Below are 14,267 nucleotides of genomic sequence, written 5' to 3' on the forward strand. Positions count from 1 at the left end.
TGCACCATGGGCTTGTAACGGAACGATGGCAGAGTGACCCGGCGCGTGCCGGATTTGTCAGGCGGAGACGTCACTGTCGCCAAATTGGGCTTCCGGCATGGCAATCCAATGACTAGTCAGCCAATCATCGTCGATTGCCGCGTGGGGCGCGATGACCGGGCCGGCGAGCGGCCGCGGTGACGGCATCGCGGCGCGATGGCCGACCGGGGTAAGCCCGATGGCGGCCGCGGCGAGGTTGAACAGGGAGCGATGATGCATGGCGTGGGGTTCCGCGATACCGACGCGAGTGTTCAACAGGGGAATCATGGCGGAATACGGGCCGTAACGCGGAGACTGTGCGGCAGGATGTCCCGTCAGGGTTGCGGATGGGGCCGATGGGCGGCATCGCGCCGCCGGGCGTAGCGGTGCAGCAGGCGTGCGAAAATCGGCATCGCGATCATCATCAGGATCACGCGCAGGACGTGGACCGCCAGCACGAAGGTGACATCGGTCCGGCTTAATATGGCGAGGGCGAGGGCCGCGTAGATGCCGCCGGGCACGGTGGCGAGGTAGCCATCGTAATTGCTGACGCCTGTCGAGGCGGCCAGCAGATAGCCTAGACCGGCGCAGATCAGATTGACCAGGATGATCAACGCGGTTGCGGCCGGCAGCGTGCGGCCGACTTGTTTCAGCCGTGTCATGGTGAAGCGCACGCCGGCCTGCCAGCCGATCAAGGCGTAAGCGATCGCAATCAGGGGAAACGGCACGATCGCGCCCTTGGCGATGCCGCTGAGCGTAAACGCTGCGGCAATCAGCATGGGGCCGAGCAACGTGCCGGCCGGCAGGCGGGTGAGCGCGGCGAGTGCGACACCGAGCACGCCGCTGACCAGCAGGACGCCGATTCCGACATACCAGGCGGCGTGGTCGGCCAGTCCCGGAGCGTGGGCGGCGGCGTGGCGCGCAGGGTGGAACAGCAGGGCCACGACCAGCGGCATGCTCGCGGTGACGATACCGACGCGCAGATATTGCACGATGGCGACCATGCGATCGTCACCGCCGAGTTGCGCCGCAAGTGATACGATGGCCGAGGCGCCGCCGGTAGTCAGGGCCAGGGCACCGGTGATCGGATCGACATCGCGCCGCAGGCTGAGCAGGACGCCTGCCGCCATGCTGACGACCAACGTCGCCACGGTGACCAGCAACACCGGTAGCATATGGGCGCCGATCGCCTGCATGGTGGAGGTTTTCATCAGCATGCCGATCATGACGCCAAGCACGGCCTGCGCCACGGTGACGGCGCGCACCGGCACGGCGGACGGTGCGAGATCACAGAGCGCCGCAGTGGTGGCCACGAATAGGGCGGCAAATAATGCAGCGGAGGGCACGTGGATCGCGGCGAGGCCGATGGTTGCTATCAGGGTGACAACGATCAACCCGATCCAACGCGGTAACTGCCCGCGCCCGGGTCCCGGGAGCCTCGCTGTCAGGGCCATAATGATGTCATCGGTCCGATCGTCCGGCGATAGGTCTGTATCACTGCCATGACGATGAGCTTTGAACAATGAGACGGAGGCGATTTACCGTGCGGCGCAGAACTGGGATACTGACGCTGCATGACATCAGACCCATTGAGCCATCGATGATGCGCGCGGCGGTTTACTACGCGCCGGCCGCGGACGATCCGCTGTGGCGCGCCGGTACGGCGTGGCTCGGGCGCGATCCGGAGGCGCGGCTGGATATTGTGCAGCCGGATATCGAGGGGTTGGCGGCCGCCACTGCTTCGCCGCGCCGCTATGGGTTTCATGCGACGCTGAAGCCACCGATGGCGTTGGCGCATGGGTTGGACCGGTTGATCGATGATGTGCGGGCGCTCGCGCACGATATGGTACCGTTCGAGGCGCCGAGGTTTACCGTGGCGCGGCTGGACGGGTTTCTGGCCCTGCTCGAAGCCACGCCTTCAGCGCCGTTGCGGGCTCTGGCGGATGCGTGCGTGGTCGGACTTGACCATCATCGGGTCGGCGAGAGTGCGGATCTTGTGGCGAAGCGCGCGGTGGGGTTGGATGCGGTGGGCGAGGTGTATTTGAGACGCTTTGGCTATCCGTATGTGCTCGAGCGCTGGCGGTTTCATATGACGCTGAGCGAGCGGCTGGCGGTGCCGCATCCGATCGAAGCGGCGGCACTTGAGTATTTTGGTGCGGCCTGCGCGACGCCGCGGGTGATTGACAGTGTGGCGATCTATAGCGAGTCAGCGCCGGGCGCTGCGTTCGAATTGATCACGCGCATTCCGTTGGGAGCTCCGTAGCAGCGGACGCCCCTTACGGGCGTCCGCCTTGGTTGCTCAGCGGTTGGAGCCAGACGCGGTAACAGACGGCGCGCTCGTGGCGAACTGCGTACCGTAGGCGTTATTGATCTTCTGGACCAGCTGGTCATGGTGGGTCGGCGACGGCGCGGCCTGCGCAATCAGCGGCATTGCGAGGCCGAGGGCGACCGCGAGAACGGTTATAGTGGTCATTTTGTTCATGGCAGAAATCCTTGATCTACGAAGGTCGGGGTGCCATCGGCCAGCGGGGCCGGTCGATGGCGGGGGGCGTTCAGGCGGCGGCGCGGTTGCGCTGGATCGCGTTCAGCTGATCGGTGTGAACCGTACGGCCGTCGGCCAGCTTGGCTTGTTTGGCGGTCGCAGCGCTCGAGGGCGCGTGGACGATAATCGGGCCGGGCTGATAGATCGACGTGCCAACCGCAGCGTTTGCGGCCACCGGCGCAAATGCGCCGGCGATGGTTAGAACTGAAGCCAGAAGGGCAAATTTACGCATGGGAGTCTCTCCTCGGTCAAACGATGCAGGGGGTTCCCTGCTCTGCTGGAGGAGATAGCTCTAACCATGAGATGTATTAAGCCGGCCATTCGCTCTAATACTCATACGTCTACGGTATGAATTTTGCCGATGCCTTGGATCGGACACAGTCGTTGCGGCCCGCCGAAATTTGGCAGCAGCCGCAACGCATGATTGGGCCAGTTTTTGAAGGGGGTTTTGGTGAGCCCGGAGGGAATCGAACCCTCGACCCCAAGATTAAAAGTCTCGTGCTCTACCAGCTGAGCTACAGGCTCTCACCAAAACGGCAACTACCGCTGAACGCCAATGCTGCGGTGAAGCCGCAATGACCAATTCTTGGCCGGTTCGTCAAGCCCAACCGATCCTTGCGGCACCATGTTCCGTCATTTCGGTCTGCAACGGAGCCATGAGATCGGCCGGGCTTCACATTTGGCAAACAGGTTTAGGCGGCGAGTTCCATCTTGATGATCTTGGTCGGGTCGGTCACACGGCCGCTCTGGCCCTGGCCCTTTTTGATCTGGTCGACGAATTCCATGCCTTCCGTCACCTGACCGAACAGGGTGTATTTGTCATCGAGGAAGGTGGCCGGCGCGAAGCAGATGAAGAATTGGCTGTTGCCGCTGTTGGGGTCGTTAGTGCGGGCCATCCCAAGCGCGCCGGTGAGGAAACTGGCTTTCGTAGTGAATTCAGCGGGCACGTTGGGCAGCGGACTGCCGCCGGTGCCGGTGTTCGACGGGTCGCCGGTCTGGGCCATGAAGCCGGCGATGACGCGAAAGAACTCGCAGCCGTTATAGAACCCCTGCCCTGTCAGAGTCTTGATCTGGGCGCAGGTTTTTGGCGCCAGATCGGGGCGGAGGACGATGGTGACGCGGCCGGACGGCAGCGTCAGATAGATCGTATTGGCCAGATCGGCGGCAGCAGCAGTCTCGGACATAAGAACTCCAGCAAAGGGTGAGACCGCCGCGGCGGCCATTGTGGTGCGTGTCAGGGTGCGTCGTGTGATCATGTGGTTCTACCAACCCGGCGAAGGGTTCTCTCCAAGGTCAATTTCGGTACGAAGCTAGATATGTCGCCGCCCAGTTGGGCGATTTCCTTGACAAAGCGCGACGAGATGAACTGTTGGCGTTCGCTCGCCATCAGGAAGATCGTCTCGATATTCTGGTCAAGACGCGCATTCATACCGGCCATTTGGAACTCGTAGTCGAAATCGGAGACCGCGCGCAACCCGCGGACGATCACATGCGCGCCAAGCTCGTTTGCGAAGGCAATCAGCAGCGAATCGAACGCGCGTACCTCGATGATGGTGCCGGTGCGCGCGGCGATCGGCTCGCTTTCGGCGCGGACCAGTTCGACCCGTTCGTCGCTTGGAAACAGCGGCCCTTTGCCGGCATTGCGCGCGACGCCGATCACCAGACGCGCGCAGAGCGAGGCGGCACGGGTGATGATGTCGATATGGCCGTTGGTGATCGGGTCGAACGTCCCGGGGTATAGGCCGGTCAGCCCGGTGTGCTGGGAGCGGGCGCGATCAGACATGTTCGACCTCGCCCGCCTCGGGATCCACGCCGTCGTCGATCACCGGGAATACGCTGGTGACCTGTTCGTCCTTGTCGACGCGCACCAGGGTGACGCCCATCGCCTGCCGGCCGGTGATGCGGACCTGATCGACCGGGGCGCGGATCAGCTTGCCATGGTCGGTGACCAGCATGATGTCATCGCCGGCGCGGACCGGGAAGGTTGCGGCCACGGCGCGACCATTGCGGGGTGCCAGGGTGATGTTGGTAATCCCCTGCCCGCCCCGGCCGGTCACGCGATATTCATAAGCCGACGAGCGCTTGCCGAAACCGCCTGTCGTGACGGTAAGCAGCATATCTTCCTGCTCGGCCAGTTGGGCGGCGCGTTCGGCGGCCAACGTAATTTCGGCGGCGACTTCGTCCTGATCGGCGGGTTCCGGTTCGGCTTCCTCGCCATTGCGGCGCTGGGCGGCGGCGAGTTTTAGATAGGCGGCGCGTTCTTCGACCGTGGCATCGACATGGCGGAGTACGGAGAGCGAAATGACTTCATCGCCTGCCGCCAACCGGATGCCGCGCACGCCGTTGGAGTCGCGCCCGGCGAAGACTCGCAGCGTGTCGTCGGTGATCTGAAACCGGATGCAACGGGCCAGGCGGGTCGCGAGGAACACGTCGTCGCCCTCGCGGCAGGTGGCGACGCCAACCAGATGATCGCCCTCGTCCAGCTTCATGGCGATCAGGCCTGAAGAGCGCACGTTGCGGAAATCGGCCAGGCGGTTGCGCCGGACATTGCCCGAAGCGGTCGCGAATACCAGGTGCAGATCGTTCCACAGAGTTTCATCCTGCGGCAGCGGCAGCACGGTGGTGACCGCATCGCCGTTGAGTTCGGGCAGGATGTTCACGATCGCGCGGCCCTTGGCGGCCGGGGCCGACTCCGGCAGGCGCCATACTTTTTCGCGGAACACCTTGCCGCCCTTGCTGAAGAACAGCACGAATTGATGGGTATGGGCGTTGAAGCTGCGGGTAATCACATCGTCACCGCGCATCGAGGCGGCCGCCCTGCCCCGCCCGCCGCGGTTCTGGGCGCGGAACATATCGAGCGGCGTGCGCTTGATGAACCCATCGCGCGTCATGGTGACGACCATCTGACCCGGCTCGATCAGGCTTTCATCGTCCTGGTCGGCGACGCTGTCTTCGATGCTGGTCATCCGCGGCGAGCCGATCCGGGCGCGTACGGCATGGAGTTCTTCGCGCATCACTTCGAGCCGGCGGGGACGCGAGCCGATGATTTCGAGCAATTCGCCGATTTTTTCGCCGACTTCGCGCAGTTCGGCCTGGATCTTGTCGCGTTCGAGGCCGGTGAGGCGTTGCAGGCGCAATTCCAGAATGCCGCGTGCCTGCGCTTCGGTGAGGCGGACCGTGCCGGCGGCGGTGACCTGATTGCCGTGATCGTCGATCAAGGCGAGCAGCGGCAAGACATCGCCGGCCGGCCAGTCGCGCGCCATCAGCCCGGCGCGGGCGGCGGCGGCATCGGGGGCGGCGCGGATCAGGGCGATGACATCGTCGATATTGGCGACCGCGATGCCGAGACCAACCAATATATGCGCGCGGTCGCGGGCCTTGTTCAGGTCGAACCTGGCGCGGCGCAGAATGACGTCTTCGCGGAAGGTGATGAAACAATCCAGCGCATCACGCAGGCCGAGCTGGCGTGGCCGGCCGCCATCGAGCGCGAGCATGTTGATGGCAAAGCCGGTTTGCAGCTGGGTGAAGCGGTAAAGCTGGTTGAGCACCACTTCGGGCGTGGCATCGCGTTTGAGTTCGACCACCATGCGCATACCGTCACGATCGCTTTCGTCGCGCAGGTCGGAAATACCTTCGATTTCCTTGTTGCGGACCAGTTCGGCGATTCGTTCGAGCAGATTGGCCTTGTTGACCTGATAGGGCAGTTCGCTGACCACGATGGCGAGGCGGTCCTTTCTGATCTCCTCGATCGCGGCACGGGCGCGGATGACGATGCTGCCGCGGCCGGTTTCGAAGGCGTTGCGTATGCCCGATCGGCCGAGAATCATGGCGCCGGTCGGGAAATCGGGGCCAGGGACGATTTTCATCAGATCGTCGAGCGTCGCTTCGGGATGTTCGAGCAGATGCAGCGTGGCGTCGATGATTTCGGTGGGATTATGCGGCGGGATATTGGTCGCCATGCCGACCGCGATGCCGTTGCCGCCGTTGACCAACAGGTTGGGGTAGGAGGCCGGCAGCACGCGGGGTTCGGAGTCGGATTCGTCATAGGTCGGTTGGAAATCAACGGTATCGCGGTCGATATCGGTCAGCAGCGCCATTGCGGCATCGGCCAGGCGGGCTTCGGTATAGCGCATCGCGGCCGGCGGGTCGCCGTCGACCGAGCCGAAATTGCCCTGACCGTCGATCAGGCGGACGCGCATGGAAAAGCTCTGGGCCATGCGGACGGCAGCATCGTAAATCGCGGAATCGCCATGCGGGTGATATTTGCCCATCACCTCGCCGACCATGCGGGCCGATTTGCGATAGGGTTTGTCCGGCGTGTTGCCGGATTCGGCCATGGCGTACAGGATGCGGCGATGCACCGGCTTCAGCCCGTCGCGCGCATCCGGCAGCGCGCGCGAGACGATCACGGACATGGCGTAATCGAGGTAGGAACGGCGCATTTCCTGCTCGATGGTCACGGGCGAGAGGCCGCGCGGGCCTTCAGTGGTGTCGGATTGGTCGGTCATGTCTGTGTCATATCATTTTCGGGGTGTGGGGGCGAGTGCGCCGCCGTTTATCCCAAGGCCCGGATGAATGCGCCTGACAAGACGGCGAGACGGTCGCCGATGCCGCGGGCGTCTGACGGTCTACCACGGGACAGTCGGGAAAGATCCCGCCGGGCGAGGATTGCCAGGGTGGCGATCGGCATCGCCGCGCGCGGCAGGCGGGGCGAGACCAGCACGGTTGCGGTGCGGGCCAGCGCGGTCGGATCAGTGCCATCCTGCGGCAAAAGATCGCGACCGTACTGGCTCAGGGATTTTGCTGTGGCGAGGATGCGCGCGATCGCATAGCCGGTGCCGATGGATTCGAACGTCGTCGGTTCGATATCGTCGATGACACCCAGTACGCCGCCGGCCAGGACGGCGAGGCCGCCGGACGTGCCACGCACATAAGCCATGAAGGCCGGCAGATCGGCGATCGGCTCGGCTTCGGCCTCCCTGGCATTGATCAGTGCGATCAGGTCGGCTGGCGCGAACGCATTACGGTCCAGGGCATCGCGTAGAAGCCGGGCGATCGGATGCTCGCGCATGGCGCCTTCGACCACTTCGCGCCACCAGTGCAGCCGGATGAGGGTGAGCGGGGCGGTGCTGGCAACCTCGCGGGCGCGGGCCAGTTCGTGGTTGAATGCGTACAGAATAAGCAGATCGCGCCGTTGCGGCGCCGGCGCGAACATCGCACCGAGAAAACGGTCGGGGTCGGCACGGCGGACCAGGGCGGCCAGTTCGTCGTCGGTCATTGCCGAACGCGATCGAAGCTTGACGCGGCACGGCCTGAACCATAGCTACCGTGCACGCAACCGGTGCGGTTCGCGCGCCGGCACGGACACAGAATCCCAACCAGGATCGGAGGTGCCATCATGGCATTCGAACTTCCCGCACTACCTTATTCCCACGCGGCACTCGTCGCTCATGGCATGTGCCAGGAGACGCTGGAACTGCATCACGACAAGCACCATCAGGCCTATGTGACGGCGCTGAACGGCTTTGTTGAGAAGAACGCCGAATTGCAGGGCAAGACGCTCGAAGAGATCATTCATCACACGCATGGCAAGGCCGATATGGCGCCGGTGTTCAACAATGCCGGCCAGCATTGGAACCATAATCTGTTCTGGCCGGCGATGTCGCCGACCGATGGCGGCAAGATCCCTGCCAAGCTCGAGGCGAAATTGACCGAGGATTTCGGCTCGGTCGACAAGTTCAAGGACGCGTTCAAGACCGCGGCGACCACGCAGTTCGGCTCGGGCTGGGCCTGGCTGATCCTGACACCGGCCGGCAAGCTCGCGGTGACGAAAACGCCGAACGGCTCCAACCCGCTCGCCACCAAGGAGGGCACCGCACTCCTCGGCATCGATGTGTGGGAACATTCCTATTATCTGGATTTCCGGAACCGCCGGCCGGATTATGTGACCAACTGGCTCGATAAGATCGCCCATTATGCCTACGCCGAGCATCTGATGGGTTAATAAATCGGGGGCAGCGCTTCTTTTTTATGGAAAAAGAAGCGCTGCCTTACTTTGCCGGCTTTTTGACCTCGGCGATTTTTGCGTCCGGCTTGGTTTCGGTCAGCACCGTGCTGATCGTGCTGCGCAGCACCGTAACCCGCACGTTCGGCGCGATATCAACCTCGATTTCCTCCGCACCATCAACCGCCTTGGCGACCTGGCCGATGAAGCCTCCGCCGGTGACCACCTTGTCGCCGCGCCGGATGCCCGCCAGGCGTCCCTTCAGGGCCTTGGCCTGCTGCTGCTGCGGCCGGATCAGGATGAAGTAGAAGACGATGACGATGAGAACCAGCGGTGCGAAGCTGAAAATGGCGGACATGCCGCCAGCGGCAGGGGCGGCATCGGCGGCGTAGGCGGTAGCAATGAACATGCGTGGTATCCTGATGTGAAATCGGTGGTTGTCCTGCGTCGCGCGGGACCATAGTTTGCCGACCCGCCGCGTCAAGTCAGGAACCCAAATGAACCAAACGACGATCGATCTGCTTACCCGCATCACCGCAGCGCTGGAGCGTCTGGCGCCCGAGCCCCCTGCCCCGGCCTCGTTATACGGGCATGACGCATTCGTCTGGCATCCGGCGCGGCGTACGCTGGAGCCGGTGGCGCGGGTTTCACGCGTCGATATCGGGTTGTTGCGCGGGGTCGACCGGCAGAAGCATATCCTGCTGGAAAACACCATGCGGTTCGCGCGTGGGTTTTCGGCCAACAACGCCATGCTGTGGGGCGCGCGTGGCATGGGCAAATCATCGCTCGTGAAGGCGGCGCACGCGGCGGCGAACGCCGAATTACCCGAAAGTCTGGCACTGATCGAAATCCATCGCGAGGATATCGCGACCTTACCCGATCTACTGGACATCATCCGGCCGCAATCACGCAGAACCTTGGTTTTGTGCGATGATCTTTCATTCGAACGTGAGGATGCCGACTATAAGGCGTTGAAATCGGTGCTGGACGGCGGGATCAAGGGGCGGCCGGAAAACGTGCTGTTCTACGCAACTTCCAACCGGCGGCATCTGATGCCGCGCGACATGATCGAGAACGAGCGCAGTACCGCGATCAGCCCTTCGGAGGCGACCGAGGAAAAAGTGTCGCTGTCGGACCGGTTCGGCATCTGGATCGGATTTCACAACTGCGACCAGGCGACTTTTTTTTCGATGATCGAGGGGTATGCCGCGCGGTTCGCGCTGCCGATTGATGCGGCGACGCTGCAGGCCGAGGCGGTGGAATGGTCGGTCACGCGGGGCGCGCGGTCCGGGCGGGTCGCCTGGCAGTTCATTCAGGATCTGGCGGGGCGGTTGGGTCACCCGATCGCGCTCGATGAACGGGATTCTTGAAAAAATTTATTATTTGCGAATGTTGCGATATGGCGCATTCACACGCAAGTCTTGGTAATCTAACGGGTGGGGTCGCGTAATCCGCCCGCTGCAAGCACGTCTTTATTGCGCGCAGCGCTGGCCGCGCGGGAAATTCCGGCACGCGCATTGCTTGACATCGCGTATGGCAAACGGATTACAGACGCTGAATTATGATGAAGCATCACGCCTGATGCGGCATATTTGCAACCGACGACTTGGCTGGAGAGCCTGCTGATGCTGGATAGTGCAACAATGAACGGCGCGCTGCCGCCGTGGGAACCCGATGAACTTGGTCTGACACGGGCCACGATCGTCAGTATCACCGTGATGGCGGTGGTGCTTGGCGGTATTTTCTATGCGGGAACGCATTTGCCGCACGTAAAGAAGCCGGTGGTACCGACCACCTATGTTCATATGGTCACCCTGCCGCGGCCGAAGCCGCCACCGCCATTGCCAATTCCGCCGCCGCCGGTGCCCGTGCCGGTGCCCAAGCCGATCATTCACCCGGTTATCCAGCATGTTTCACCGCGGCCGACCAAGATTCCGGTGCCGGTCAAGCATGTGATCATTCATCACAAGCCACCGCCGCCGCTGAAAAAACCACCGCCGCCGCCAGCCCCACCGCCGGCGCCGAAGCAGCCGCCGTTCAACTTCAACGCCTATGCGGCCGGCCTGCGTGCGCCGCTGCAACAGGAAGTGCCAATCAGCCGGGCGATGAAAATGCTCAATCTCCACGGCACAGCCTATATCGAGTTTACGCTCACGCCGAGCGGGCATCTGGTCTCGGCATCGATCTATAAGAGCAGCGGTAATCCGTTGATCGACAAATCAGCGCTGGAGACGGTTCTGCACCACCATTTTCCGGGGTTTCCGGGAACGCAGAACAAAGTGTTTGCGCTACCGATTGAGATTGAGGCTGAGCAGTAGTCGGGCTCTCGACGGAACGGTGCCGTGCAGGCAAACCCCACCAACGGTGGGGTTTTTTTATGCATAGTGCCTGACTTCAAAACAGGCGCAGCCTGATATTTAGGCGCTCATCCAGAGCTTATCGTACATCAATCAGAATCACATCATTGTGATTAAATCGTCGTTACTCTATATATGACAAAATAGATCGCTTTTCGACAATAATATGTCAAATCATTGTGCAATTAGGACTTAAACTTGCAACTTTTAACGAAATCACCAAAATTATCGTCGCGGAATATGACATAAACTGTAACGTTCGTTGGAATGTGGCCAAAAAGTCATATGCAAAATGGCCCAAGCCAGAAATGATACGCGTGTCTGCCATGCTTAAGTCTAGTGGCTGGGCGCCTGTCCTCTGACCAAACTGGGAGCTTTGAATGACAATATCGAGATCGGGCCGTAGCCGATTATTTATTCTCACCGCGTGTTCAGTTGCGAGCGGCGTGGTATTTTCGGCACGGGTATGGGCGCAGAGCGCGCCTGCGCCAGTGATTGTGCCGGCGACCGGGGCTGCGCCGATCCTTCCGACCGGCGCTGCGACGCCGGATGCGCAAGCGATCCATATCGCGAAGATCAAAAAACTTTATCGTGAGCTTCTTCTGAAAGAGAAGAATATCTCCGCGGCGGTTTCGCATATCAGCCGCAAGCAGATCGAGGCGACAGGGACGGAACAGGGATCGATCCAGTCGCTGTTGAAGCAGACGCCTTCAGTGAACGAATACCAGCAGAACCTTGGCCAGGGCGTGCCGGTTCTGACCGTGCGCGGCGTGCGTAATTCGCAGTTGGCGCAAACGCTGAACGGCACGATTCCGCTGCAGGATCTGGCCAACGGCGGTAGCGGCGCGTTCCTGTCGAACAATCTTGGCTCGCCCATCACGCTCGGGCAGCTCGACAATACGACGATCTATCCTGGCGTGGCGCCGCCGGACAAGCAGGGTTTTGCAACGATCGGCGGCACGATCGCCTATGTTTCGAAGAAACCGACATCCAAACCCTACGCCAAACTGTTCGGCGGATTCGGTTCGTTCGACAGCAGCAATGCCGGGTTTGAGATCAACACCGGCAACATCGGCACGGCGATCGACGCGCCGAAGGCGCTGCTGCGATATAATCAGAGCTATACGGCCGGCTACCCGGACGGCAATTCGATCCGCTCTGGCGATATGCTGTTCGACGTGGTCAAGCCGTATGATGAGGGCTTGTCACATGTGTCGGCCACCGTCATCTTCAATCGGGCGGACGGCTACATCGCGACATCACCGGTGCCGGTGCCGCTGATCAATTCGAACAGCTACAGTTTCAACTTTCCGCATTCCCTGACATTCACGCGCCAGAACAACAAGTACCTGACCGCGATTATCAGCGACCAGACATTCATCAATCCACACTTGATCATCAGTGGTAAGTTGTTTTACTTGCGCCAGCCAAGCGAATTCACTAGTTACGTCAATCAGAAGGCTATCTATAACCCAGCCAACCCCGGCGTATATCCGAGCACTTATCCCTACGGTGGCTCGTTCCCATACCAAATCAATTTCCAGGTTCCGTTCTTTCCGAACGGTCCGTTTTTTGGTCCACAAATTCCGATTGTTCAGCAAAACAGTGGCGCCGCCTTGGGAGCTGGCGGTCCGTTCCCGTATCCGACTGGGTATTTCCCGCCCTACAACACCTATAATCCGCAGACTCAGGGTGTCACGCTGGTACCCAATCAGGTCGGTGGAACGGGTGTGATCGAGCAGGGTTTGAACGCCGAACAATCCACGGGCGGGTCACAAACTGTCGGTTTTACACCGCGTGTGAATATCTTCCTGCCGGACAATGACATCACGATCGGGGGTATTCTGTCGAAGGAAACCGGGATCGGCGGCAATCTTTACTACGGAAGCACCACGCCGATACCGCAAATTGCGGCAAACCAGGTGGGGACGCCAGCTGGCGGTGCCCAGCGCACGATTTATCAGGTTTATGCGCAGGACCGGATCAACATTCTTGATAACAAGCTTCACATCGAACCTGGTTTTGAGCTGACCGGCGTTTATAGCAGTTCAATCGCCGGCTATTCCGCCGGCCAATCTACCCTTACCCCGTTCAATCAGGCCGTTGGTGGCGGCATTAGCGCAACCGGCAACTATAAACTCCAGAACTACAGTTCTCAGATCGATCCGTACCTCGGCGTGTCTTATGACTTACCATATCACATGGTTGCATATGCTGCATATGGTAAAGGGGCTCGGTTCGCGCCAGTATCCGATTATGGTCTGGGTGCGGTCGGTGTCGGTAATTCAATCGCGAGCACGACAAAGGCGCCGAAGCCAGAGGTCGTTCATGCTTATGATGTGGGGCTCCGGTACGATACGCCGCGGCTCTACCTGAACGCTGACTTTTTCTATCAGAAGGTCACGAGCCAGTTCTCGTTCTTCACAAATTATGCGACTGGCGTGTCGAATTACGCCAATACAGGCGCGTCTCAATATCGTGGTTATGAATTCTCCGGAAAGTATCGGATAACGCACGATATTGAAGTGTTCGGTAACGCTTCGTACAATCAGGCCAATTATCTGAATGAGTTTTTCGCTAGCGACACGCCGTTCCAAGGGCAATTCGGTTATGTGTTTAAAGGAGAGCCGCTAGCCGATACCCCGAATTATCTTGGTAACTTCGGTGTCGAGTATGATCACGGTCCCTATACGGCTCGTTTGTCTGGTCAATACACAGGGCAGCAATACATCACATTCGATCTAGCGCCGACGCTCCCCAACCAGCCGCAGATCGCGCCGCCGGCGCCAAATTCGGCGCTCGGGTTGGCGACCACGCCGTTCTACCCAACCCCGCAAGGCAATCTTGCTCAAAAAATCGCGGGGTTAGGGCCAATCCCGCACTTCAAGCTCCCTGCGTATTTGTTGATGAACGTGTATCTGAGCTACACGATGCATCTGCATGGCTATGATCATCTGAAATCGCTGAAGTTCTCGCTGAACGTTCAGAACCTGCTTGGACTGCACTATTATCAACATTACTTCCTGGCACCGTCGGAATCGGTTTCGATCACCTCGCCGTTCAACGGGTTTATCAGCAATCCGACCTACGCATCGGCCTTCACCGGTCCGCCGCGGTCGATCTACCTCAATGTGACCGCAACGTTCTAAGACTCGAAACAGTTTGGATCGACTAGGCCGGCCCTTCGGGGCCGGTCTTTTTTTGATTAATCGACATGCGATCCGAGAATTTGCCGAACGCGATTGCATGCGCGGAAACTATCCTAGGTCTGTGATTTTTTCGCAACATGGTGCATGTCCGGCAATAAATTGTCGTATGGCGTTTTTATGACAGACCTATATCGTCG

At 60.6% G+C, this 14,267-nt stretch carries 14 protein-coding genes and 1 tRNA gene; 5 read left to right on the plus strand and 10 right to left on the minus strand.

All coding sequences use genetic code 11. The annotated features are described in order from the left end of the window. Positions 1-57 precede the first annotated feature (57 nt). Both BW994_RS08605 and BW994_RS08610 read right to left on the minus strand, forming a co-directional pair. Positions 58-258, minus strand: a complete 201-nt coding sequence (locus tag BW994_RS08605; RefSeq protein ID WP_217696450.1) for a hypothetical protein — start codon at positions 256-258, stop codon at positions 58-60. A 95-nt stretch (positions 259-353) separates the two neighbouring features. After that, entirely contained in the window at positions 354-1,412 is a 1,059-nt protein-coding gene (locus tag BW994_RS08610; protein ID WP_245594063.1) for an AbrB family transcriptional regulator, read from the minus strand. A 206-nt stretch (positions 1,413-1,618) separates the two neighbouring features. Between BW994_RS08610 and BW994_RS08615 the strand changes: the two genes are divergently transcribed. Next, positions 1,619-2,281 carry a DUF1045 domain-containing protein gene (locus BW994_RS08615; protein ID WP_051657207.1) on the plus strand — a complete coding sequence of 221 codons (663 nt, stop codon included), beginning with the start codon at positions 1,619-1,621 and terminating at the stop codon, positions 2,279-2,281. A 36-nt stretch (positions 2,282-2,317) separates the two neighbouring features. Here the strand turns inward: BW994_RS08615 and BW994_RS08620 are convergent, their stop codons facing one another. The 7 genes from BW994_RS08620 to BW994_RS08650 all read right to left on the minus strand — a co-directional run bounded on the left by BW994_RS08620 (position 2,318) and on the right by BW994_RS08650 (position 7,838). Further along, a complete protein-coding gene (locus BW994_RS08620; protein WP_029311065.1) occupies positions 2,318-2,500 on the minus strand; it encodes a hypothetical protein in 183 nt (60 codons plus the stop codon). Positions 2,501-2,570: 70 nt separating this feature from the next. Continuing rightward, positions 2,571-2,792: a hypothetical protein gene (locus tag BW994_RS08625; RefSeq protein WP_029311066.1), complete on the minus strand. Its 222-nt coding sequence runs from the start codon at positions 2,790-2,792 to the stop codon at positions 2,571-2,573. A 217-nt stretch (positions 2,793-3,009) separates the two neighbouring features. Beyond that, positions 3,010-3,085 (minus strand) — tRNA-Lys (locus BW994_RS08630). A 167-nt stretch (positions 3,086-3,252) separates the two neighbouring features. Further along, positions 3,253-3,816: a peptidylprolyl isomerase gene (locus BW994_RS08635; protein ID WP_029311067.1), complete on the minus strand. Its 564-nt coding sequence runs from the start codon at positions 3,814-3,816 to the stop codon at positions 3,253-3,255. Further along, positions 3,813-4,343, minus strand: a complete 531-nt coding sequence (coaD, locus tag BW994_RS08640; RefSeq protein ID WP_029311068.1) for a pantetheine-phosphate adenylyltransferase — start codon at positions 4,341-4,343, stop codon at positions 3,813-3,815. Before coaD ends, BW994_RS08635 begins: the two co-directional genes overlap by 4 nt. Next, complete coding sequence (gene gyrA / locus BW994_RS08645) at positions 4,336-7,068, minus strand: DNA gyrase subunit A (RefSeq protein WP_029311069.1); 2,733 nt, start codon at positions 7,066-7,068, stop codon at positions 4,336-4,338. The genes coaD and gyrA overlap by 8 nt, the downstream gene beginning before the upstream one ends. A gap of 47 nt (positions 7,069-7,115) precedes the next feature. After that, positions 7,116-7,838, minus strand: a complete 723-nt coding sequence (locus BW994_RS08650; protein WP_029311070.1) for a squalene/phytoene synthase family protein — start codon at positions 7,836-7,838, stop codon at positions 7,116-7,118. A 120-nt stretch (positions 7,839-7,958) separates the two neighbouring features. Here BW994_RS08650 and BW994_RS08655 point away from each other — a divergent pair, with 120 nt between their 5' ends. Next, positions 7,959-8,564, plus strand: a complete 606-nt coding sequence (locus tag BW994_RS08655) for a superoxide dismutase (protein WP_029311071.1) — start codon at positions 7,959-7,961, stop codon at positions 8,562-8,564. Positions 8,565-8,610: 46 nt separating this feature from the next. On the opposite strand, the gene yajC is transcribed toward BW994_RS08655, so the two are convergent. Continuing rightward, a complete protein-coding gene (yajC, locus tag BW994_RS08660; protein WP_029311072.1) occupies positions 8,611-8,973 on the minus strand; it encodes a preprotein translocase subunit YajC in 363 nt (120 codons plus the stop codon). 88 nt (positions 8,974-9,061) lie between these two features. On the opposite strand from yajC, the gene BW994_RS08665 reads away from it, so the two are divergent. The 3 genes from BW994_RS08665 (at position 9,062) to BW994_RS08675 (ending at position 14,070) form a co-directional block, all read left to right on the plus strand. Further along, positions 9,062-9,934, plus strand: a complete 873-nt coding sequence (locus BW994_RS08665; RefSeq protein ID WP_029311073.1) for an ATP-binding protein — start codon at positions 9,062-9,064, stop codon at positions 9,932-9,934. Positions 9,935-10,189: 255 nt separating this feature from the next. Further along, the gene (locus tag BW994_RS08670) at positions 10,190-10,882 is read left to right on the plus strand and encodes an energy transducer TonB (RefSeq protein WP_029311074.1); all 693 of its coding nucleotides are present in this window, start codon (positions 10,190-10,192) and stop codon (positions 10,880-10,882) included. Positions 10,883-11,301: 419 nt separating this feature from the next. Beyond that, a complete protein-coding gene (locus tag BW994_RS08675) occupies positions 11,302-14,070 on the plus strand; it encodes a TonB-dependent receptor (protein WP_081849017.1) in 2,769 nt (922 codons plus the stop codon). Positions 14,071-14,267 lie beyond the last annotated feature (197 nt).

The sequence above is a fragment of the Acidiphilium rubrum genome (genome assembly GCF_900156265.1).
Lineage (GTDB): Bacteria > Pseudomonadota > Alphaproteobacteria > Acetobacterales > Acetobacteraceae > Acidiphilium > Acidiphilium rubrum.